The organism is Sphingobium sp. V4 (assembly GCF_029590555.1).
Lineage (GTDB): Bacteria > Pseudomonadota > Alphaproteobacteria > Sphingomonadales > Sphingomonadaceae > Sphingobium.
Map to the genome: position 1 here is coordinate 2599088 of NZ_CP081001.1, position 20975 is coordinate 2620062.

At 66.2% G+C, this 20975-nt stretch carries 19 protein-coding genes; 4 read left to right on the forward strand and 15 right to left on the reverse strand.

The window, feature by feature from the left end:
• From K3M67_RS13005 to mnmA, 14 genes are all read right to left on the reverse strand, one after another.
• Complete coding sequence (locus K3M67_RS13005) at window positions 1–1290, reverse strand: adenosylmethionine--8-amino-7-oxononanoate transaminase (protein WP_066861052.1); 1290 nt, start codon at window positions 1288–1290, stop codon at window positions 1–3.
• Window positions 1291–1322: 32 nt separating this feature from the next.
• Complete coding sequence (locus K3M67_RS13010; protein WP_285831655.1) at window positions 1323–1919, reverse strand: OmpA family protein; 597 nt, start codon at window positions 1917–1919, stop codon at window positions 1323–1325.
• On the reverse strand, window positions 1916–3727 hold the full coding sequence (locus tag K3M67_RS13015; RefSeq protein ID WP_285831656.1) for a cation:proton antiporter: 1812 nt from the start codon (window positions 3725–3727) through the stop codon (window positions 1916–1918). The genes K3M67_RS13010 and K3M67_RS13015 overlap by 4 nt, the downstream gene beginning before the upstream one ends.
• 114 nt (window positions 3728–3841) lie before the next feature.
• Entirely contained in the window at window positions 3842–4258 is a 417-nt protein-coding gene (locus K3M67_RS13020) for a DUF4168 domain-containing protein (protein WP_285832943.1), read from the reverse strand.
• Between the two features lie 218 nt (window positions 4259–4476).
• The gene (locus K3M67_RS13025) at window positions 4477–6531 is read right to left on the reverse strand and encodes a M13 family metallopeptidase (protein ID WP_285831657.1); all 2055 of its coding nucleotides are present in this window, start codon (window positions 6529–6531) and stop codon (window positions 4477–4479) included.
• 109 nt (window positions 6532–6640) lie between these two features.
• Complete coding sequence (gene bioD, locus K3M67_RS13030) at window positions 6641–7270, reverse strand: dethiobiotin synthase (protein ID WP_066861040.1); 630 nt, start codon at window positions 7268–7270, stop codon at window positions 6641–6643.
• Window positions 7267–8391 (reverse strand): 8-amino-7-oxononanoate synthase, encoded by a 1125-nt coding sequence (locus tag K3M67_RS13035; RefSeq protein ID WP_285831658.1) that lies wholly within the window; start codon window positions 8389–8391, stop codon window positions 7267–7269. Before K3M67_RS13035 ends, bioD begins: the two co-directional genes overlap by 4 nt.
• Before the next feature lie 48 nt (window positions 8392–8439).
• Window positions 8440–10380, reverse strand: coding sequence for an alpha/beta hydrolase family protein (locus tag K3M67_RS13040; protein ID WP_353051177.1), 1941 nt, complete (start codon window positions 10378–10380; stop codon window positions 8440–8442).
• 92 nt (window positions 10381–10472) lie between these two features.
• Complete coding sequence (locus K3M67_RS13045; RefSeq protein ID WP_285831660.1) at window positions 10473–12596, reverse strand: sodium-translocating pyrophosphatase; 2124 nt, start codon at window positions 12594–12596, stop codon at window positions 10473–10475.
• Window positions 12597–12855: 259 nt separating this feature from the next.
• Complete coding sequence (gene thiL, locus K3M67_RS13050; RefSeq protein WP_285831661.1) at window positions 12856–13770, reverse strand: thiamine-phosphate kinase; 915 nt, start codon at window positions 13768–13770, stop codon at window positions 12856–12858.
• A gap of 160 nt (window positions 13771–13930) precedes the next feature.
• Entirely contained in the window at window positions 13931–14380 is a 450-nt protein-coding gene (nusB, locus tag K3M67_RS13055) for a transcription antitermination factor NusB (protein ID WP_066861028.1), read from the reverse strand.
• 85 nt (window positions 14381–14465) lie between these two features.
• Window positions 14466–15755, reverse strand: coding sequence for a histidinol dehydrogenase (hisD, locus tag K3M67_RS13060; protein ID WP_285831662.1), 1290 nt, complete (start codon window positions 15753–15755; stop codon window positions 14466–14468).
• On the reverse strand, window positions 15745–16407 hold the full coding sequence (hisG, locus tag K3M67_RS13065) for an ATP phosphoribosyltransferase (protein ID WP_285831663.1): 663 nt from the start codon (window positions 16405–16407) through the stop codon (window positions 15745–15747). The genes hisD and hisG overlap by 11 nt, the downstream gene beginning before the upstream one ends.
• A 358-nt stretch (window positions 16408–16765) precedes the next feature.
• Window positions 16766–17872, reverse strand: a complete 1107-nt coding sequence (gene mnmA, locus K3M67_RS13070) for a tRNA 2-thiouridine(34) synthase MnmA (RefSeq protein WP_285831664.1) — start codon at window positions 17870–17872, stop codon at window positions 16766–16768.
• A gap of 152 nt (window positions 17873–18024) precedes the next feature.
• Between mnmA and K3M67_RS13075 the strand changes: the two genes are divergently transcribed.
• The 3 genes from K3M67_RS13075 (at window position 18025) to K3M67_RS13085 (ending at window position 19187) form a co-directional block, all read left to right on the forward strand.
• Window positions 18025–18324 (forward strand): hypothetical protein, encoded by a 300-nt coding sequence (locus K3M67_RS13075; protein WP_066861014.1) that lies wholly within the window; start codon window positions 18025–18027, stop codon window positions 18322–18324.
• Between the two features lie 103 nt (window positions 18325–18427).
• Window positions 18428–18727 (forward strand): CtrA inhibitor SciP, encoded by a 300-nt coding sequence (sciP, locus tag K3M67_RS13080; RefSeq protein WP_066861011.1) that lies wholly within the window; start codon window positions 18428–18430, stop codon window positions 18725–18727.
• A gap of 205 nt (window positions 18728–18932) precedes the next feature.
• The gene (locus K3M67_RS13085) at window positions 18933–19187 is read left to right on the forward strand and encodes a GlsB/YeaQ/YmgE family stress response membrane protein (protein WP_013848281.1); all 255 of its coding nucleotides are present in this window, start codon (window positions 18933–18935) and stop codon (window positions 19185–19187) included.
• A gap of 67 nt (window positions 19188–19254) precedes the next feature.
• Here the strand turns inward: K3M67_RS13085 and K3M67_RS13090 are convergent, their stop codons facing one another.
• The gene (locus tag K3M67_RS13090) at window positions 19255–19503 is read right to left on the reverse strand and encodes a GlsB/YeaQ/YmgE family stress response membrane protein (protein WP_066861008.1); all 249 of its coding nucleotides are present in this window, start codon (window positions 19501–19503) and stop codon (window positions 19255–19257) included.
• 242 nt (window positions 19504–19745) lie between these two features.
• On the opposite strand from K3M67_RS13090, the gene K3M67_RS13095 reads away from it, so the two are divergent.
• Window positions 19746–20915 carry an efflux RND transporter periplasmic adaptor subunit gene (locus K3M67_RS13095; protein ID WP_066861088.1) on the forward strand — a complete coding sequence of 390 codons (1170 nt, stop codon included), beginning with the start codon at window positions 19746–19748 and terminating at the stop codon, window positions 20913–20915.
• Window positions 20916–20975: the final 60 nt, after the last annotated feature.

Sequence of the window (20975 nt, forward strand, 5' to 3'; positions counted from 1 at the left end):
TCAGGGTTGCACACCGAACTTTTCACCGGCGGCATGGAGCGCCGCGAAGATCATGTCGAGCTGGTCGGCGTCGAGACAATAGGGCGGCATGAGGTATATGCTGTTGCCCAGCGGCCGCAGCAAGAGGCCATGTTCCAGAAAGAAGGCGCGCAGCCGCGGGGCAAGGTCGGAAAGATAGCCAGCGTCCGGCGCGACAAGGTCGATCGCGGCGATGGCGCCCAGCTGGCGCGGGTTGGCAAAGGCGGGATGCGCCGCCAGCCGCGCGAGTCGCGTGGCCATGCCATCTGCCAGGGCGGCGATCCGGCCCAGCACATCCTCTTCCCGCCAGATGGCGAGATTGGCGGCAGCGGCGGCGCAGGCGATCGCATTCGCCGTATAGCTCGACGAGTGGTAGAAGAGGCGCGCGCGATCGGTCGAAGAATGCGCGTCGAAGATCGGCGCGGTGGCCAGCGTTGCGGCGAGCGGGATGGCCCCGCCGGTAATGCCCTTGGCCACGGCCATGATATCGGGCACGACACCGGCCTGCTCGCAGGCGAAAAGCGTGCCGGTGCGGCCCCAGCCGGTCATCACCTCGTCCGCGATAAAGAGCACGCCGTGCTTGCGACAGATCGCCGCCATTTCCCGCAGCATGTGCGGCGGATAGATCAGCATCCCCCCTGCCCCCAGGATCAGCGGCTCGACGATGAATGCAGCGGGCTTGTCCGCGCAGGCGGCCTCCAGCGCGTCGAGGCAGACCTGCTCCCCGCCCGGCGCGGGGAAAGGAACGGTGCCGACATCGAACAACAGGGGCGTCCAGGCGGCGTTGTAGACGCCGCGCTCGCCGATCGACATGGCGCCGATCGTGTCGCCATGATAGCCATGTTCAAGGACGAGGATGCGGCTGCGCGCCTCGGCGAGGCCATCCAGCGCCAGATTGTGCCAATAGCCGAGCGCCATCTTGAGCGCGACTTCGACCGCGGTCGAACCGCTGTCGGAATAGAAGACATGGGCGAGTGCGGGCTGGCCATCGAAGCGCGGCGCGAGGTCGATCAGCCCGCGCGCGACCTCTTCGGCCGGCCCATGCGTGTAGGCGGCGAAGATCAATTGGTCGAGCTGGGTCGCCTGCCGCCCGATGGCGGCGGCGATGCGCGGTTCGCAATGGCCATGGGTCGTCACCCACCAGCTGGAAATGCCGTCGATCAACGTGCCGCCGTCGGCGAGGTGCAGCAGCGCCCCCTCTGCCCGGACCACATGGGGGATCGGCTCGTTCAGGCCATGCTGGGTGAAGGGATGCCAGACAGGAGAGGTCATGACGTGCCTTTAGGCCAGCGGAGATGGGAAGGCTATGGCTTCTCCGCCGGCTTAGGCTCCACAGGAGGCGGGACGATCACGGCGGGAAGCGCGACATGCACCTCGACCCGGCGGTTCTTCGCCCGGCCTTCGGGATCGTCGCTGCCATCCTCCCGCCCATTGGGGGCGATCGGCCGGGTTTCGCCGAGCGCGACCAGGCTGATGCGCCCCCTGGCCACGCCCTTCTCGACCAGATAGTCGCGCACCAATTCCCCCCGGATGCGGGAGGCGACCCGGTTGTCGCCGTCGCTGCCGCGCGAATCGCTGTGACCGCGCAGGGTTACGGGGCCGCCGGCCTTCATCGCGGGCGTCGCCAGCAGCCGGTCGAGCGCCGACCTGGCGGCATCGTCCAGCGCCATCGGGGCTTGGCCGAACCCGATCACCGCGTCCACCGGCTCGATCGCGGGCACATCAGGCTTGTCGATCACCTCGGGACGCAGGATCGAGCGTTGCGGCTCGACAATATTGGCCGCTGCATTGGCTTCGATCGCATTGGCTGCATCGGCTATCTCACCGGCATCCTTGTCCGTAGGGGCGTGGCACGCGGCCAGCGCACACAGCAGAAGGGGCGTGGGAGCCAATCTCCTCATTCTTGCTCTCCTTTCGGCCATATGTCGGCGGGCGGCACATAGGACAGGACCGTGTCGCCGGGTTGGGGCGTCGGCCGCGACGCGTGGGTGAAGAAACGCAGCGCGCCATTCCTGCGCACCAGCAGCAGCATGTCGCCGCCTTCGGCCAGGGAGGCACGTGCGGCCTCAAAGTCGAACTGCTCGCTGATCCGGGTCTTGCGGAAGGTCCAGCCCTGTTCCTCGCGCTGCATGATGTCCTCCACGCCATGGCCTGAGGAAAAGAGCGCGCGGCCGCGCAGCGATTCGGGCAGGGCGCGGGGGTCTTCATCGTCACTGGCGTCGCCCAGCTGATGGACATTGTCGCGGCCGATTTCAGGCGCGAACTCGTTGCAGACCAGCGCATTATAGGCTTCGTTATCGGTCGTCGCCGCCAGCACCTGGAACCGGGCGAGGTCGAGCCGTTCCTCGGTCGCTTCCGACAATATCTCGCCATGATAGGTCGGGATGCCGGCATGGCGAGCCGGCGCCAGTCGCTGCCAGCTATTGTCGGCGATCATCACCGGCACCTCCAGCGCTTGTAACTGCGAAGCCAGGCCCAGGCTGAAGGGAGTGGCGCCCACCAGCAAAAGCCCCTTTTCCTGCGCACCCGTGACCTTCAGCAGGCGGGCCACCGGCTTGATCGAAAAGCCATGGCAGACGATCGTCGCCACCACCACCGCGAAGGACAAAGTGACGAGAATCGAGCCGTCGCCATAGCCAAGGCGATCGAGCCGCAGCGCGAACAGGCCGGAAATGGCGACCGCCACGATGCCGCGCGGAGCGATCCAGGCGACCAGCAGCCGCTCGTTCCAGGGGACGGGCGAGAAGGCGAGGCTCAACAGCACGGTGATCGGCCGGACCAGGAACAGGAGGGCGAAGAGGAAGCCGAGGAAGCGCCATTCGAACTGACGCAGGACAGCGAGGTCCAGCGAGGCCGACAGGATCACGAACACGCCCGAGATGAGGAGGACCGTGACATTTTCCTTGAAGGGCTGGATGTCGCGCAGCGAATCCAGCCGCATGTTCGCCAGCGCCACGCCCATAACCGTGACAGCGAGCAGCCCGGTTTCCTGCTGGATGATGTTGGACAGGACGAACACCCCGATCACCGCGACCAGCAGCACCGGAGCCTTGAGATATTCGGGCACATGGCCTCGCGGGAAGATCCAGCCGATCGCGCGCGCCGCGATCCAGCCCAACAGCCCGGCGACGATGGCGGCGGCGATCAGGGAGACGATGACGGTGGCAAGCGAACTCCCCTCCCCCGATCGGCGCAGATATTCATAGGTGACGACGCCCAGCAGCGCGCCGGTCGGATCGTTGACGATCGCTTCCCATTTCAGGATCGCGCGCGGCCGTGCGGCGACATTGGACTGACGCAGCAGCGGCAGCACCACGGTCGGCCCGGTGACAACCAATATGCCCGCGAACAGGATGGCCACCGGCCAGACGAGGCCGGCGATATAATAACAGGCGAGCGATCCCAATGCCCAGCCGATCGGCGAACCCAGGAGCACCAGGCGCGTGACCGCACCGTCGGTCTTGCGCAATTCGCGAAAATTGAGACTGAGACCACCCTCGAACAGGATCAGCGCGACCGCAACCGACACCATCGGCTCCAGCAGGTCGCCGAAGACATGCTCGGGATTGATAAGGTGGAGGACGGGTCCGCCAACTACGCCTGCCGCCAGCATCAGGGCGATGGCGGGCCAGCCGGTCCGCCAGGCGATCCATTGCGCGCCGATCCCCAATATGCCGATCAGCGCGATGGAAAGTGCCTGTTCCTGCATGGTGTTAGGATAGACAGGCGATCAAGGGCGCGTCACCCCCGATATTTTTACGCATTGGGGAACAAAGAGGAAGGCCGGGCGTGGCGATGTCGCCAAGCCCGGCCCCGGGGAACATTATTGCTGCGGCGGCTGGGCCGGTTGCGCGGGCGCGGCAGGGTCTGCCGGGGCAGGCGCCGGGGCGGCCGGGGCGGCCGCCTGGATGCGCTGCTGCAGCGCCGGATCGGCGGCGGCTGCCTGGCCAATCTGATTGAACTTTTCGGGCGGGATGCCCGATGCCTGCAGTGCCGCGACCATCTTGGGCTGCTTGTCCGCGTCGGGGATGGACGAATCCTGCTGGATCTTCGTCACTTCCACCGCGGCGGCGGCGAACTGCTTGATGTCGGCGTCACTGAAATTACTGGCGCCGGCAGCCGGAGCGGCCGGGGCCGCAGGTGCGGCGGCCTCGCTCTGGGCGAGGGCGGGATAGGCGGCGAACAATGCGATCGAGGCGATGCCCGCCTTGAGGAAACCGGTGGTGTTGAGACCCGTCAACATGCTTCTCCTTGTGATCAAGTTGCTGATCAGACGGCCAAGCTGTGAAATGCGTTCCGAGCGGGAAAGGGCGGAACGGCGAGTCGTGGGATTCAAAAGATGGCTGGCGCGCGCACATCGGTTCGTCGGCGGCAAGCGGCATCCTGCCGCACCACCAATTATTTCGCTATCATAATGAAAATCGGGCCGGATTCGGATGAACCCGGCCCGACCGATTCCTACCAGATTTTCACGCGGTCCTTGGGCGCGAGATGGATCTTGCCGCCCGGCGCGGGCTTGAAGGCGTCATACCAGGCGTCGAAGTTGCGCACGATGTCGGCGCGATATTGCGACGGCGCGTGCGGATCGGTCACCAGTCGCTGACGCAGGTTCGCCTCGCGATAATTGCGCCGCCACACCTGCGCCCAGCCGAGGAAGAAGCGCTGGTCGCCGGTCAGCCCGTCGATCACGGGGGCCTTTTTCCCGCCGAGCGAGGCGTGATAGGCATCGAGCGCGACCGCCAGGCCGCCCAGATCGCCGATATTTTCGCCCAGGGTGAACGCGCCCTTCACATGCGCGCCGGGGAAGGGTTCGTAGGCGTCATACTGCTTGACCAGCTTGTCGGTCAGGCCCTTGAAGTTCGCGACGTCCTGATCCGTCCACCACTGGTTGAGCTTGCCGGTCTCGTCATATTTCGCGCCCTGATCGTCGAAATGATGGCTCAGTTCATGGCCGATGACCGCGCCGATGCCGCCATAGTTGACAGCGGGGTCGGCATGGGGATCGAAGAAGGGCGGCTGGAGGATGGCGGCGGGGAAGACGATCTCGACCATGCCGAAATTGGCATAGGCGTTGATCTCCATCGGCGTCATGCCCCATTCCCAGCGATATATGGGCTTGCCGAGCTTGCCGACATTATAGTCGAATTCGAACGCATTGGAGCGCAGGGCATTGCCGAACAGGTCGTCGCGCCTGATCTCCAGCCCGCTATAATCCCGCCACTTGTCGGGATAGCCGATCTTGGGGGTGAAGGCGGCCAACTTCTTGTGCGCGCGGGCCTTGGCCTCGTTGCTCATCCAGGGCAGTCCGTCGATGCGGCGGCCCATGGCGCCGAGGACATTCTTGACCAGCTGGTCCATCGCCGCCTTGGTTTCGGGCGGGAAATATTGGGCGACATAGGCCTTGCCCACTTCCTCGCCCAGCGATTCCTTGAGGAAGGTGACTCCGCGCTTCCACCGCTCCTCGCGCTCGGGCGTGCCGGACAAGGTGGTGCCGTAGAAGGCGAAGTCGGCGTTTGGGATGCTGTCGGGCAGATAGTCGGCATAGGCGTGCAGGCTGGACAGCAGCAGTCCGTCCTTCAGCACCTGCAACGGCGCCTTGGCGATCAGCGCCGCTTCGCCGGTCACGGCGCTGGGCTGGGCGACCAGCAATTGCGCTGGCTGGAGATTGTTGGCGGCATAGAAGGCCGCGAAATCGAAGCCGGGCGCGGCCTTTTGCAGGTCCGCCAGCGCCATCTTGTTATAGGTCTTGTCGGCGTCGCGGCTGTCGATCTGGGTCCAGTGGACCTTGGCGATCTCCGTCTCGAACGCCATCAGCGCAGCGGCGCGCGACCGGGCATCGGGTTCGCCGGCCAGCGTCAGCATCTTTTCCAGATGGGCGACATAGGCGGTGCGGATCGCCGCCATCTTCTCGCCCTGGTCCAGATAATAGTCGCGGTCGGGCAGGCCCAGGCCGCCCTGCATCATCGAGAGGATATAGGTTTCGGGATCCTTGTCGTCCTGCCCGACATAGAAGCGGAACGGGCCGCGAATGCCGGAACGGGCAGCCTTGGCCGCAACCTTGGCATAGCTCGCCAGGTCGTTCACGCCCTGGATCTCGGCCAGCCACGGCTTGATCGGGGCCAGCCCCTTCGCCTCGACCGTGACGCCGTCCATATAGGCGGCATAGGCGTTGCCGATCTTGCTGTTCGGGTCGGCCTGCGCCGCTTCGAGAATGCCCTTGGTGCGGGTGCGCGACAGGTCGTCCAGCGTGTTGAACGCACCATAGTTGGACTTGTCGGCCGGGATCGGCGTGTTCTTCGCCCAGCTGCCATTGGCATGATCGTAGAAATCGTCGCCCGGCTTCACCGACTTGTCCATGCCGGCGGTGTCGAAGCCGAATGTGCCATAGGTGGGCTTCACGCCGGTATTGCGGGCGGCGCTGCTCGCGGGCGACGGAGCCGCCTGATCGGCATGGGCCATGGTGGCGGCCAGGGCGAGCGCGGTCGCGGCGGCGCCCAGGAGGAGGTTCTTCATCAAAGCGTCCCTTGCTTGTGACAGGTCGGGCGACCGCATGATGCGCCCGGCATGGGCAGGACTTGAACGCCCGTCAAAGAGCGATGTCCATGTCGTTGGTCGAAAATTATCAGCGGTTGAAAGGATCGGAAAGCGCAATGTGCGCCGCAAAGGCGCGGGCCAGGCCGGCGGGATCGAGCGGATCGAGATGCGGCAGGCGGCCGAGCGAGGAAATTCCCGCGATCCGCGGGATGATCCGCTCATTTTCCGCGTGCGGATCACCGATGAAGGCGATGCCGGCGATGGGCACTCCGCGCGCGCGCAGCGCCTCTATGCTGAGCAGGCTGTGGTTGATCGTGCCGAGGCCGGTGCGGGCGCAGAGGATGACCGGCTGGCCCCAATGGGCGAACAGGTCGGCCATCAGCAGCGTTTCGGTGACAGGGACCAGCACGCCCCCCGCCCCCTCGATCACCAGCGGCCCATCGACCTGCGGCAGGGTCAGGCGATCGAGGTCGATCTCCACCCCGTCGATCCGCGCGGCGAGATGCGGCGATGCAGGCGTGTTGAGCCGATAGGCTTCCGGCAGGATGCGGTCCGGCGACAGGCCCGACAGGGCGGCGACCGTTTCCTTGTCGCCTTCGGGATCGACCCCGGCCTGGATGGGCTTCCAGTAATGCGCGCCCAGCGCGCCCGCAAGGCCGGCGGCGAACACGGTCTTGCCGATGCCGGTGTCGGTGCCGGTGACGACGAGGATGGTCATTGCACCACCCGCTGCAATTCGCGGCCCAGCGCGGCCACGTCGGCGCGGCTGGCATTGAGGGTCAGCGAGATGCGCAGCCGGCTGGTGCCGGGCGCCACGGTCGGCGGGCGGATGCCGCGCACGTCGAACCCTGCCTCCTGCAAGGCGGCGGCGGCGGCCATGGCGCGGCTGTCCTCGCCCAGGATCACAGGCAGGATCTGGCTACGCGGGGACGGCAACCCCAGCGGCGCGCAGATCGCCTCCGCCGCGTCCTGGCGCAGCGTCATCAGCCGCTCGCGCAGGTCGCCGGCCCGCTCGATCCGATCGATCGCGGCCGACACCGCGACCGCCATCAGCGGCGAGGGCGCGGTCGAGAAGATGAACGCGCGGGCGCGGTTGATGAGATAGTCGATATGGATGCGCGAACCGCAGATGAGCGCGCCCTCCGCCCCCATCGCCTTGCCGCAGGTGTGAAGCGTGATGACGTTGTGCAGCCCGTCGAGACCCGCCGACAGGCCACGTCCGCCGGGGCCGAAGACGCCGGTGCCATGCGCCTCGTCCAGCAACAGCATCGCATCATGCTGCGCAGCAAGACGTGCGAGATCGGCGAGCGGCGCCAGGTCGCCATCCATGGAATAGAGGGTCTCTACCGCGATCCAGATGCGCCCCTTCCCCCCGTCCGTCCGGAAGGCGGCGATGCGATCCGCGAAGCTCTGCACGTCATTATGCGCAGCGAAGACTGCGGCGGCCTTGCTCATACGGATGCCATCATGGGCGCTGGCGTGGATCAGTTCATCGGCGACGATCAGGTCGCCGCGCTGCGGCAGGGTCGAGAAGAGCGCGAGATTGCCGACGAAGCCGTTGGCGACATAGAGGGCCGCCTGGGTGCGGAAGAAGTCGGCCGCCTTGGCCTCCAGCCCTTCATGCTCGGGCGCATTACCGCGCAGCAGGCGCGAGCCGCCCGACCCCAGCGGCACGCCGCGCGCCACCGCATCGGCAACGGCCTGCGCGATCATCGGATCCCCCGCGAGACCCAGATAATCATTGGATGCGAAATCGCGTCCCGCGCGGGGGGAGAGGCGACGCAGCCGCCCGCGCTGCTCCAGCGCGGCAAGCTGGGAACGGAAGGGTTCGGCAGTCATGGCGCGCGCTATAGGCCCGGCGGAAAGACGCGGCAAGCGCGCCCGGTGTCAGACCGGATTATGCGCCTGGAGGAAGGCATCGAGCTTTTCGAGAAATTCCAGCCGGTCGGCTTCGCGTGAAAAGAAATGGTCGGCCAAAGGCTGTTCGACATAGATATAATCGCGCCCCGCCACCTTGCCGGCGCCCTTCAGCTTCTCCGCCATTTCCCGCGACTGCCCCACCTGAACGCGGCGATCCTTCCTGCCGTGCATCAACAGGATGGGTGTCGAGAATTGCGCGGCGAAGTTGATCGGCGACACAGTCGCGAAATCGGGCGCCTGCTCCTTCATCCAGTCCTTGCGCGTGCCGTGGTTCAGGAAGCGGCTGTCATAGCGCATCATCGCCCCAAGGTCCGACACGCCGGCATAGGAAACGGCGCAGCGATATTTTGCGCCATCGCGCTGGGCCGCACGCATCGCCGCGTAGCCGCCATAGGAGGCGCCGACCATGCAGACCCGTTTGGGATTGGCCAGCCCCTCCTTCACCGCCCAGTCGACCGCATCGTTGAGATCATCCTGCATCGCGAGTCCCCACTGGCCCTCGCCCTTTTCGGCAAAGGCTGTGCCATAGCCCGAAGACCCCCGATAATTGGGCTGGAGCACGGCATAGCCGCGCCAGGCGAGGAACTGCACCCACCAGTCCCATTCCTCCACGTCACGGGCAAAGGGACCGCCATGGGGCATGAGGATGAGCGGCAGATTTTTCGGGTCCTTGGCCGCCGGCAAGGTCAGGACAGCGGCGATCTCCAGCCCGTCGCGCGCCTTGTACCGGATCGTTCTGACCGGCGAAAGCCGGGCCTTGCCGGGGAAGCGATCGCTGACGCGGGACAGGACGCTCATCGCACCGGCCGCCGTATCATAATAATAATAGGTGCCCGGCTGATCGGGCGTGCCGACATGGACGATCATGCGCTGGCCGTCGCGGCTGGTGGACATGATACGGGCGCGGCGATCACCGACGGCCTTGTCGATGTCCGACTGGATCTTGGCCAGATTGGCATCGAACCAGTGTACCGCTGGGGCGTCGGCCGTGTAGCGCACGCCGGCCAGCCCCGTCCCGGCCGCGTCCTCCTCGATCCAGTCGATGTCGAAGCCGGGCGCGGCAAAGAGCTTTTGCCCCAGTTCGAGCGTGGAGAGATCCAGTTCGTAGAGCGCGTCGGTGCCTTCGCGATCATCGCTGGCGATCGCGCGGCCCGGATCGGCGGTGAACAGCAAGGGCACCACCAGCGATTCGTCGCGCCGCCGGTCGGCCCGGTCGACCACCCTGAAGCTGGACCTGCCATCGGGACGGTAGAGCAGCTTGGCTGTCCGGCTGCTGTCATTATAGCCGATGCCCATTCGCACATTGCCCTGGGCGTCGGCGTACCAGCCACGCACGAATTGACGGGGCGCCACGATGCTACGCATCCGGCCGGTCGTGACATCGACCTCGTCCACCTTCGGCCAGAAGCCGGGATCCGAATAATAGATCGAGGTCTGGTAGGACAGCAGGATGCGGGGACTGCCGTCGCGCGCGATCCAGATGACGTCGTCGGCATTTTGCGCGGCCACATTCTTCGCCAGCATGTTCACCTTGCTGCCGTCGCGCTTCACGCTGACGACACGGCTCAGATACCAGGGCATACCTTCGACCTGGGTTTCATTGCCGACGCCGGCGATCAGCCAGTCGTCATTGACCCATTTCCACCAGTTGAGATCATTTTCCCCCAGACCGAGCGACCGGATACGCTCGGGGCCTTCATGGACATCGGCGATGACGAGCCGCTGTTCGCCGCCGATGGCAACCCGGCTGGCGATGTGCAGGCCGTCGGGAGACAGGCGAGGCTGATCCATCAAAGGCAGCGCGGCGAAATCCCGGATGGTCCATTGCGGCGCGGGCGGCGTCTGCGCCGACACCGCCATGCCCCACAGGCCGGCGACCCCCGCCACCAATCCGACAACGCCCTTCATCATGCCCCCACAAACATATCGGCCCCGTCCTTCTGATAGGACGAGGCCGATCGTGCGTCACCTGAAATCGTCAGTTAATCAATACCTTGCTTCTACCCTCCATGCGCCAGGGCAGCGAGCAGCAGCAGGGCGACGATATTGGTGATCTTGATCATTGGATTGACCGCCGGGCCGGCCGTATCCTTGTAAGGATCGCCCACCGTGTCGCCGGTCACGGCTGCCTTGTGCGCCTCGCTGCCCTTGCCGCCATGATGGCCGTCCTCGATATATTTCTTCGCATTGTCCCACGCGCCGCCGCCGCTGGTCATCGACAGGGCGACGAACAGCCCCGAAACGATGACGCCCAGCAGCAACGCGCCGAGCGCCGCGAAGCCGTTGGCGACCCCGGCCACTGCCGCGATGGCGAAATAGACGGCGATCGGCGCCAGCACCGGCAGCAGGCTGGGGATGATCATCTCCTTGATCGCGGCGCGGGTGACGAGGTCGACGGTACGGGCATAGTTGGGACGCGAGGTACCTTCCATGATGCCCTTGTTGGTGGCGAACTGGTCACGCACGTCCTTCACCACGTCGCCCGCCGCGCGGCCCACCGCGGTCATGCCCATCGCGCCGAACAGATAGGGCAGCAGCGCGCCCAGCAGAAGGCCGACGATCACATAAGGGTTGGACAGGCTGAAATCGACCGGCGCGGTGAGGCCCAGCGCGCTGTTGTAGTATTTCAGATCCTCCGTATAGGCGCCGAACAGCACCAGAGCGGCAAGGCCCGCCGAACCGATGGCATAGCCCTTCGTCACCGCCTTGGTCGTGTTGCCCACGGCGTCGAGCGCGTCGGTCTTCACCCGGACGCTGTCGTCCATATGGCTCATTTCCGCGATGCCGCCGGCATTGTCGGTGACGGGTCCGTAGGCATCGAGCGCCACCACCATGCCTGCCAGCGCCAGCATCGCGGTCGCGGCGAAGGCGATGCCGATCAGCCCCGCCTGGCTGTGCGCGACGATGATGCCGACGACGATTACCAGCGTCGGCAGCGCGGTCGCCTCCAGCGACACGGCCAGCCCCTGGATGACGTTGGTGCCATGGCCGGTTTCGGACGCCTTCGCGATGCTGCGGACCGGGCGATAATTGGTGCCGGTATAATATTCGGTGATCCAGACTATGAGGCCGGTGACGGCCAGACCCACCATCATCGACCAGAAGAGCGCCATGCCGGTATAGCCCCCCACCCCGTCGAGGTCGGCGCCGAACACGGCGTTCATGTCGCCCAGCACATAGGCGGTGACGCCGTAAATGGCCGGGATCGACAGGATCGCGGTTGTCCAGAAGCCCTTGTAGAGCGCGCCCATGATAGACTGGCTGGCGCCCAGGCGGACCATGTAGGTGCCGATGATGGAGGTGATGATGCACACCCCGCCCACGATCAGCGGCAGGGCCATCAGCTTCAGCAGGAACGCGTTGTCGACGCCGCTGACCAGCAGCGCGATCAGCACCATGGTCGCGCCTACGGTGACGACATAGGTTTCGAACAGGTCAGCGGCCATGCCGGCGCAGTCGCCCACATTGTCGCCCACATTGTCGGCGATGACGGCCGGGTTGCGTGGATCATCTTCCGGGATGCCCGCCTCCACCTTGCCGACCAGGTCCGCGCCGACATCGGCCGCCTTGGTGAAGATGCCGCCGCCCAGGCGCGCGAAGATGGAGATGAGCGACGCGCCGAAGGCCAGCGCGACCAGGCTGTCGATCACCAGGCGATCGTCGGGCGCATGGCCGGCCGGGCCGGTCAGATACCAGAAGAAACCGCTGATCGCGAGCAGCGCGAGGCCGGCGACCAGCATCCCGGTGATCGCGCCGGCCCGAAACGCGACCGTGAGGCCGCTTTGCAGCGTGCCGCGCGCGGCTTCGGCGGTACGGACATTGGCGCGCACCGAAATGTTCATGCCGATAAAGCCCGCCGCCCCCGACAGGATCGCGCCGATCAGGAAGCCCACGGCCGAGGTCAGGCCCAGGAAGAGCGCGACGAGGACCGCGACGACGATCCCGACGATCGCGATCGTCATATATTGGCGACCAAGATAGGCCTTGGCTCCTTCCTGAATGGCGCCGGCAATCGCCTGCATCACGTCATTGCCCGGCGAGGCGGCCAGTACCTGTCGACTGGTGAAAAGCCCGTAGACTATGGCCAGCAGGCCGCACCCTATGGCGATATAGACTATCTCCATGCTTGTTCCTCTCCCCCTGTTGTTGCTGTCATCGGCCGCTCCGCAGGGAATGACGGGCAGGCGAAAGGCAAGTTTGCGGCGCGCAGGGGCGGACCGCCGGAACGAAGGGTCCGGCATCGGGCACCGCGTCAATCAGCAACATGGCGTCACGCATCCAGGCGCTCCAACCGGCTGAGAATAGGGTGGGATCAAGCTACAGGCCGGACGGCGCGCGTCAAGATAGGCGGGCCATGATGTGGATCAAGGCGCGGGCAATACCCTAGCCATGCTCCCATCCAAGCCGGTCGGGCAGCGGAATGACGGCGCCGTCGATCATCAGGGTGAGGCCCGACCCTGCCGCCACATGGCCGACCGGCACGGCGCGGACTGGCGGCGTCACGCCGCGCGGAAGGGCGAAGAGCAGTTCATAATCGTCTCCCGCACGGGCGGCGGCGATCTGAACCGATATGCTGGCGCCGCGCACCTTTTCCAGCGCGAGAGAGAGCGGGACATGATCGATGGTGATGGCGACGCCGCTTGCCTGCGCCATGCGTGCGGCGTCGATCAGCAGGCCGTCGGACAGGTCCATCATCGCCGTGGCGACGGGAGCGAGCAACGCGCCCTCGACCAGGCGCGGCCGCGGACGGCGATAGGCTTCGACCAGCGGGCCGGTAGCGGACGGATCGGCGCTGGCGAGATCGAGCCCGATGCCCGCGTCACCGACCGGGCCGGTGACATAGAGGCGGTCGCCCGCCCGCGCACCGGTGCGGGTGGGTACCGGTCCCGTCGCTTCGCCGATGGCGGTCAGGCTGTAGCTGCGCGCGGACCCTGCCGGCATCTTCACCGTGTCGCCGCCCAGCAGCGGCATGGCGTGGCGGTCCAGCGCCTCGCCCAGACCGGCGATGAACGCCTCGTCCCAGACGTCGTCGCCCGACAGGGCATAGTTCAGCAGACAGCCGACCGGCCGCGCGCCCTTGGCCGCGAGGTCCGACAGGTTCACCGCCGCCAGCTTCCAGCCGATATCGGCGGCGGGATCGGTCGGAAGATAATGGACGCCTTCCACCATCGTGTCGCTGGTGAGGATCAGGCGGCGGTCGCCCACCGGCAGGATCGCGACATCATCCACCAACCCCTGCGCGGCGGGGTCATGCGCAAGCAGGCGCAGCAGGGTCAGGAAGCGGAATTCGGCGGACATGGTTCGAACCTAGCGCATCCTCTACCATAGCCAAATCCTCCGCCATCCCCATGAAGGCGGGGATGAATCTCCCGCAAGATGCATCATCCGACACGATCTGGCGATGGAGCCCGGCCTGCGAGGCAAGGACCATGACCAGCGAAATTGTCGTCCAGCGGAATTACGACGTCCGCACATCCTTCGACACGCCGTCGAGCAGGCCGTTGACGAAGCCCGCCTCGCGCTTGTCGTAGAAGGCATGGGCGACATCGACATATTCGCTGATGACGGTGCCGGTGCCGACATCCTTGCGGGCGAGCAGTTCATATGTGCCCGCACGCAATATCTGGCGCATCGGCTTGTCGAGCCGGTCCAGACTCCAGCCGCTGGAGAGGCGGGCGGCGATCAGCGCGTCGATTTCGTCGCGGCGGCGGTCCACCCCGGTCACGACATCGTCGAAGAAAGGCTCTTCGGCCTGGGCGTAGGTCACATCCTCGATCGTGGCGCCGAGGCGATGCTGGTGAAATTCGTGCAGCAGGATATGGACGGGCGTGCCCTCCATTTCGAGCTGGTAGAGCGCCTGTACCGCGGCGAGGCGCGCGGCGGAGCGGGATTTGGAGCGGTCGTTCATCACTATGTCCCTACTCCGTCCGGTTCGAATTTGTCGAGAAGCGCTGCACGCGGGCTTCTCGACGATGCTCGAAGCGAACGGATTTTTATTTCAAACGAAGCGCCACCGAGGCGGCGTGCGCGGGCAGCCCTTCCGCCCGCGCAAGCGCGACGGCGGCCGGGCCGATCGCGCCGATCGCCCTGGCGTCGAGGCTGAGGAAGCTGGTGCGCTTCATGAAGTCGAGCACCGAGAGGCCCGACGAGAAACGGGCGCGGCGGCCGGTGGGCAGCACATGGTTCGGCCCGGCGACATAATCGCCGACCGCTTCGGGCGTCATCCGGCCGAGGAACACCGATCCGGCATGGCGGACCTGCGCGAACAGCGGTTCGGGATCGTCCACGGCGAGTTCCAGATGTTCGGGCGCGAGCCGGTCGACCAGCGGCATAGCCTCATCCAGGTCGCGGACCAGAATGATCGCGCCATTGGCGTCCCAGCTGGTGCGGGCGACGGCGCTGGTCGAAAGCGCCGGAATCTGGCGATCGACAGCCTGCGCGACGGCATCGGCAAAGGCGGCATCGTCGGTGAAGAGGATCGACTGGCTGGTCGGGTCATGTTCCGACTGACTGAGCAGGTCGGCGGCGGTCCATTCCGGGTCGTTCTTGCCATCGGCGACGACGACGATCTCGGACGGGCCGGCGACCATGTCGATGCCGACCACGCCATATAGTTGCCGCTTGGCTTCGGCGACCCAGGCGTTGCCGGGGCCGGTGATGACGTCCACCGGTGCGATCCGGTCGGTGCCATAGGCGAGCGCAGCCACGGCCTGCGCGCCGCCGACCCGCCAGATTTCCTCGATCCCGGCGATCTGCGCGGCGGCCAGAACGAGCGGGTTGATCTCGCCGCCCGGCGTCGGTGTCACCATGGCGATGCGGCGGACGCCCGCGACCTTGGCGGGGATGACGTTCATCAGCAGCGAACTGGGATAGGCGGCACGGCCACCGGGCACATAGAGGCCGGCGGCATCGACCGCGCTCCAGCGCGCGCCAAGGCGCACGCCCGCGCTGTCCACGCCGTCGCTGTCCTGCGGCTTCTGTTTCTCATGATAGACGGTGATGCGCGCGGCCGCGAGTTCCAGCGCGTCGCGCAGTTCCGTCGAAATGCCGTCGAGCGCCGCGCGAGTTTCCGCAGGGGTCACTGCCCAGCCGCTGACATCAAGGTCATGGCGGTCGAAGCGCCGGGTATAATCGGCGAGCGCGGCGTCGCCACCAGCGCGCACCGCCTTCAGGATCGCGGTCACGTCCCGCGACACATCCTCGTCCGCTTCCCGGCGGGCATCGACCAGCGCGGTGAAGGCGGACGCGAAATCGCCGTCGGTGGTAGAGAGCTTAAGCGGCATCCTTCACCCCCACGGCGGCGCGGAAGGCATCGACCAGCGGCGAGAGTTCGGCCGAGCGCATCTTGTAGGCGGCGCGATTGACGATCAGGCGCGCGCTGATCTGCATGATGATGTCGGTTTCGACCAGGCCATTGGCTTTCAGCGTCGCGCCCGAGGAAACCAGATCGACGATGCGGCGCGACAGGCCGAGCGAGGGGGCCAGCTCCATCGCACCGTTCAGCTTGACGCATTCGGCCTGCAAACCGCGCGCTTCATAATAGCGGCGGGTGAGGTGGGGATATTTGGTCGCGACGCGGACATGGCTCATCGCAGCCTGATCCTCGTCGCCCGCGTCGACCGGCTCGGCGACCGACAGGCGGCAATGGCCGATGTTAAGGTCGACCGGCGCGTAGAGTTCGGAATAGGCGAACTCCTCGACCACGTCGGAGCCGACGATGCCGATCTGCGCCGCGCCATGGGCCACGAAGGTCGCGACGTCGAACGCGCGCACGCGGATGATCGACACGTCGGGCCGGTTGGTGGCGAAGCGCAGCGCCCGGCTCTTCTTGTCATGAAACTCCGCCTCCGGCTCGATACCGGCTTTGGCGAGCAGGGGCAGCGCCTCATCGAGGATGCGGCCCTTGGGGATGGCGAAGGTGAGCGAGCGAGTCATGACGCGCGCGCCTTACGCGCGGGGGCGCGAAAGGGCAAGGTTTGCGGCGTTACGGCCATCTACCCGTCCATCTGCGTCCTTCTGTGGTCGTGACCGCAATGCCCGCAAATCCTTCGCGGCCATGTGGTGTGCCAAGCTATGAACTTTTTGCTGCTGGCAAAGGGTGATAGCCCGCAGTCGGGACATTTGAGCAGGAACATCGGAACGAAAGCATGGCCAAGCCAGAATGCGGCGACAAGCCACAAGCCATCAGGACCGACAATCCGCTCCATAAAAGCCGACCAGGTGGGAAAGGTGAAGAACACCAGCAACACCCAGCCGGTAAACAGCCAAGAGCGCGCGTACAATGACATGCCTATCAGGCCGCTTCCGCCATCGCCGCCTGGGTGCTGGCGATCCAGCCGCCGCCCAGCACGCGGTCGCCGGCGTAGAGGACCGCCGCCTGGCCCGGTGCGACGCCAAATTCCGGTGCGTCGAAGAGCAGGCGATCGCCGTCGAGGCGCGCGGGGACGGGCTTGGCCATCGAACGGACCTTGGCGGTTAAAGGCCCGGTGAAGTCGCCGCCCAGCCAGTTGATGTCGCTCAGCACCGCGCCCGACACCGCCAGCGCCGCCTTCGGCCCCACGATCACCCGCTTGCCCGCCGCGTCCAGCCGCACCACATAGAGCGGGTCGGGCTGGCCGCCAATCTCCAGCCCCTTGCGCTGGCCGACGGTGAAATGGATCATCCCCTTGTGCCGGCCGAGCACCCGGCCGTCGATATGGACGATGTCGCCGCCCTCGTCCGCGTCGGGGCGCAGTTTCCGCACGATCTTCGCATAGTCGCCGTCGGGCACGAAGCAGATGTCCTGGCTGTCGGGCTTGAGCGCGACCGACAGGCCAAGTTCAGCCGCGATCTCGCGCACCTGCGGCTTGGGCAGGCCACCCAGCGGGAAACGCAGATAGTCGAGTTGCGCCTGAGTCGTGGCGAAGAGGAAATAGCTCTGGTCGCGGGCGGGATCGGCGGCGCGGTGCAGTTCCGCACCATGCGCGCCCTCGACCCGCTGGACATAATGGCCGGTGGCGAGGCAGTCGGCGCCCAGGTCGCGCGCGATCTGGAAGAGGTCGGTGAACTTCACGCCCATATTGCACTTCACGCAAGGGATGGGGGTGCGGCCGGCCATATATTCGTCAGCAAAGTCGGCGATCACCGAATCACGAAAGGCCGTTTCATAATCAAAGACATAATGGGCGATGCCGATGCGGTCGGCGACCGCGCGCGCGTCGCGTATGTCCTGCCCCGCGCAGCAACTGCCGGTGCGGCCGACAGCGGCGCCATGGTCATAGAGCTGGAGCGTGACGCCGATCACTTCGGCGCCGGTCTTCGTGGCGAGCGCGGCGACAACGCTGGAGTCCACGCCGCCCGACATGGCGACGACGATGCGCCGCGCGTTTAGCGGCTCGGCAAGCTGGAACTGGGGCTGCATGGGCGCGCATATAGTGCAAGGCCGACCGATGCGCAAAAGTTAACAAAGTCTGCACCTGCGCGCGCCATTTGGCGGCCAGACGAGTCTGATTAAGCGACAAAGCGTGCGGCGGATTTACCGTCGGTTATCCATTCGCCGGTAGAAGCCTCTGCATGGATCTGAGCTTCCTCCGGTCAGGCGGGCTGACGCCCGCCACGAACAAGGTTCCAGGCTGGCCGCGCGCGCCGGTCTGGCCGTTCCTGCGCGCCGCGACTGCGGCTGCCCAGGCGGCCAGCCCGACGGCGCAGGCGGTCGCGGGCGTCCTGCGGGGGCAGGATGGGGAAGATGACTGGGTCCAGGAACTGGCCGAACTCTTCGCGCCACGTTCCGACGGCATGATCGAGGCCGTTCGACTTGCGGGCAGCTTCAACCCGTTGATCGCACGTCGTTTAGCTGGGGGGCAAGGAAGATGAAGGCTGTGTTTACCGTGGCGCTTTAGCCGATGTTCAGGGCTGAGGAAGATAAGGGATTCACTGCTGAATTCGGCAACGCCAATGCCGCACATTGAGGGTAAGAATGATCGAGAACCAGAAAATCAGGCCCGCTCAGGTTGTCGGCCCGCTTGGGGAGCCCCTAACCCTGGAGAGCTTGCCGCCCGCAGACACGACCCGCTGGGTCGTGCGGCGCAAGGCCGAAGTGGTGGCAGCGGTCAATGGCGGCCTGCTGACCGTGGATGAAGCGTGCAAGCGCTATAATCTGACGCTGGAGGAATTCGCCGGCTGGCAGCGCGCGGTCGACCGGTCGGGGATGCATGGCCTCCGCGTCACGCGCATCCAATATTATAAATCGCTCTACGAACGGCAGCAGAAATACTGATCCGATCGTCCCGTAGAGGAAGCCGAAAAGGCCGCCGGCGCGCTCCGGCGGCCTTTTTCGTTCGCCCGGGCGAAAGGCGCGCAACAACGGCGCAAAGCCCGGATGGTTTCCGGCCCGGAATCATTTTCACGACCATGGAACGCGACGCCTGCTCCTCCGTTGAACAGGCACCCAACCCGCAGGGGGCGTGGTCAAGGAGAGTAATATGGGCATCATCTTGTGGCTTGTTGTCGGCGGCGTCATTGGCTGGCTCGCCAGCATGGTCATGCGCACCGACGCGCAGCAGGGCATCCTGCTCAATATCGTGGTCGGCATCGTCGGCGCCTTCATCGGCGGCCTGATCTTCAGCGGTGGCTCGATCAACGATGGACTGACGCTCTACAGCTTCCTGGTGTCGCTGGTAGGCGCCATCATCCTGCTGGCGATCGTCAATCTGGTCCGCCGCGGCTCCGTCCGCTAAACCACACCAGACTACAAGCAAAAAGGCCGCGCCTGCCGAGGCGCGGCCTTTTTCATTCCCGCATCCGTCAACGCCGCGCGGCAAACCAGCGATAAATGGCCAGCACCGCGATCGACCCCAGCACTGCGGCGATGAAACCGGCGCTGTCGCCCGGCCGGTAGATTCCGGCGAGGCGACCGACAAAGCCCGCCAGCAGCGCGCCGGCGATGCCCAGTAAAATGGTGACGACGCACCCGCCGGGATCGCGGCCCGGCATCACCAGCTTCGCGATCCCGCCGGCCAACAGGCCGACGATAATCCATCCGAGCAATTCCATGGCGCGTTCCTCTCCCTACCCCCGCACCGGAGGCCATTGCGCCACAATCCGGTGATTCTGACAAGTCGATCCATTGTCGAAGAGGGAGAAACGCACGACCCGCCGTCTTTCCGCCCCTGTCCACCGTGCATTATGATTTTGCCCTGCCCCCTTGCACCGTGATATTGGGGGTTGAGCGAGGTGCTATATTTATATAATACAGTCCCTATCAGGGGCGAAGCGCCGGAGAGATGGAAATCGGCATGAATTACGAAACCCAATTGCTGGGCGACTCGGCGATGGTCATGGGCGAGGATGACACCCGCCGCAGCCGCAAGCGGCTGATGATCGGCGGCGGCATCGCAATCGCGCTGGTTGCGGTGGCCGCCTGGATTTCCATGCGCGGGGCCGAACCGGCAGCCGCGCCGGCCCCCGCCGCGCAGGTGCCCGTTGTGACGGTGACCAGCCCCGGCCAGTCGACTGTCGCGCGCACAGTGAGCGCGACGGGATCGCTGGCGGCGCGGGTCGACATGCCGGTCGGCGTGGTCGGCGAAGGGGGGATGGTCACGCGCGTGCTGGTGCAGCCGGGCGACTGGGTGCGCGCCGGCCAGGTGCTCGCGACCGTCGAGCGCTCCGTCCAGACCGAACAGGTCCGCTCGCTCGCAGCGCAGGTCGAAGTGGCACGCGCGGACGCGAAGCTCGCGCAGGCGCAGCTTGACCGTGCCAAGGCGCTGGTCGGGCGCGGCTTCATCAGCGCCGCCGACATCGATCAGCGTACCGCCACCCGCGACCAGGCCGAAGCGCGCGTGCGCGTCGCGGCGGCCCAGTTGGCCGAGCAGCGGGCACGGACCGGGCGGCTCGATATTCGCGCCCCCGCAGCCGGCCTCGTGCTGACACGCACCGTGGAGCCCGGCCAGATCGTCCAGGCCGGCAGCGGTGTGCTGTTCCGCATGGCCAAGGACGGCGAGATGGAGATGCAGGCGCAGGTGGCCGAAGCCGACCTCGCGACGCTGCGCCCCGGCAACGGCGCGACAGTGACGCCGATCGGCAGCCAGGCCCGCTTCGCCGGTCGCGTATGGCAGGTATCGCCGGTGGTCGATCCCCAGACGCGTCTCGGCATCGCCCGCATCGCCGTTCCCTATAATCCGGCGATCCGGCCCGGCGGCTTTGCGTCGGCGACGATCACCAGCGGATCGGGCAGCGCGCCTTTGTTGCCGGAATCGGCAGTGCAGAGCGATGCCAAGGGCAGCTATGTCTATATCGTCAACGGCAAGGGCCAGGTGGAACGCCGCGACGTGACCGTGGGCCAGGTGTCCGACGCGGGCGTGGCGGTAACGAGCGGCATCACCGGCACGGAAAAGATCGTGACCTCCGCCGGCGCCTTCCTGGCGCCGGGACAGAAGGTGAAGCCCGAACCGCTCAAGGCCGGCTGACGCACGGCGACGTGCCCTCCGGGGCGGTCGCCTGGAGCTTTACGCGCGCAGGACCGTCCG

Excerpts from the sequence above, each read along its gene's own strand:
- K3M67_RS13005 (WP_066861052.1), bottom strand. The coding sequence starts at position 1,290 with ATGACCTCTCCTGTCTGGCATCCCTTCACCCAGCATGGCCTGAACGAG.
- K3M67_RS13010 (WP_285831655.1), bottom strand. The coding sequence starts at position 1,919 with ATGAGGAGATTGGCTCCCACGCCCCTTCTGCTGTGTGCGCTGGCCGCG.
- K3M67_RS13015 (WP_285831656.1), bottom strand. The coding sequence starts at position 3,727 with ATGCAGGAACAGGCACTTTCCATCGCGCTGATCGGCATATTGGGGATC.
- K3M67_RS13025 (WP_285831657.1), bottom strand. The coding sequence starts at position 6,531 with ATGAAGAACCTCCTCCTGGGCGCCGCCGCGACCGCGCTCGCCCTGGCC.
- bioD (WP_066861040.1), bottom strand. The coding sequence starts at position 7,270 with ATGACCATCCTCGTCGTCACCGGCACCGACACCGGCATCGGCAAGACC.
- K3M67_RS13035 (WP_285831658.1), bottom strand. The coding sequence starts at position 8,391 with ATGACTGCCGAACCCTTCCGTTCCCAGCTTGCCGCGCTGGAGCAGCGC.
- K3M67_RS13040 (WP_353051177.1), bottom strand. The coding sequence starts at position 10,380 with ATGAAGGGCGTTGTCGGATTGGTGGCGGGGGTCGCCGGCCTGTGGGGC.
- K3M67_RS13045 (WP_285831660.1), bottom strand. The coding sequence starts at position 12,596 with ATGGAGATAGTCTATATCGCCATAGGGTGCGGCCTGCTGGCCATAGTC.
- thiL (WP_285831661.1), bottom strand. The coding sequence starts at position 13,770 with ATGTCCGCCGAATTCCGCTTCCTGACCCTGCTGCGCCTGCTTGCGCAT.
- nusB (WP_066861028.1), bottom strand. The coding sequence starts at position 14,380 with ATGAACGACCGCTCCAAATCCCGCTCCGCCGCGCGCCTCGCCGCGGTA.
- hisD (WP_285831662.1), bottom strand. The coding sequence starts at position 15,755 with ATGCCGCTTAAGCTCTCTACCACCGACGGCGATTTCGCGTCCGCCTTC.
- hisG (WP_285831663.1), bottom strand. The coding sequence starts at position 16,407 with ATGACTCGCTCGCTCACCTTCGCCATCCCCAAGGGCCGCATCCTCGAT.
- mnmA (WP_285831664.1), bottom strand. The coding sequence starts at position 17,872 with ATGCAGCCCCAGTTCCAGCTTGCCGAGCCGCTAAACGCGCGGCGCATC.
- K3M67_RS13075 (WP_066861014.1), top strand. The coding sequence starts at position 18,025 with ATGGATCTGAGCTTCCTCCGGTCAGGCGGGCTGACGCCCGCCACGAAC.
- sciP (WP_066861011.1), top strand. The coding sequence starts at position 18,428 with ATGATCGAGAACCAGAAAATCAGGCCCGCTCAGGTTGTCGGCCCGCTT.
- K3M67_RS13085 (WP_013848281.1), top strand. The coding sequence starts at position 18,933 with ATGGGCATCATCTTGTGGCTTGTTGTCGGCGGCGTCATTGGCTGGCTC.
- K3M67_RS13090 (WP_066861008.1), bottom strand. The coding sequence starts at position 19,503 with ATGGAATTGCTCGGATGGATTATCGTCGGCCTGTTGGCCGGCGGGATC.
- K3M67_RS13095 (WP_066861088.1), top strand. The coding sequence starts at position 19,746 with ATGAATTACGAAACCCAATTGCTGGGCGACTCGGCGATGGTCATGGGC.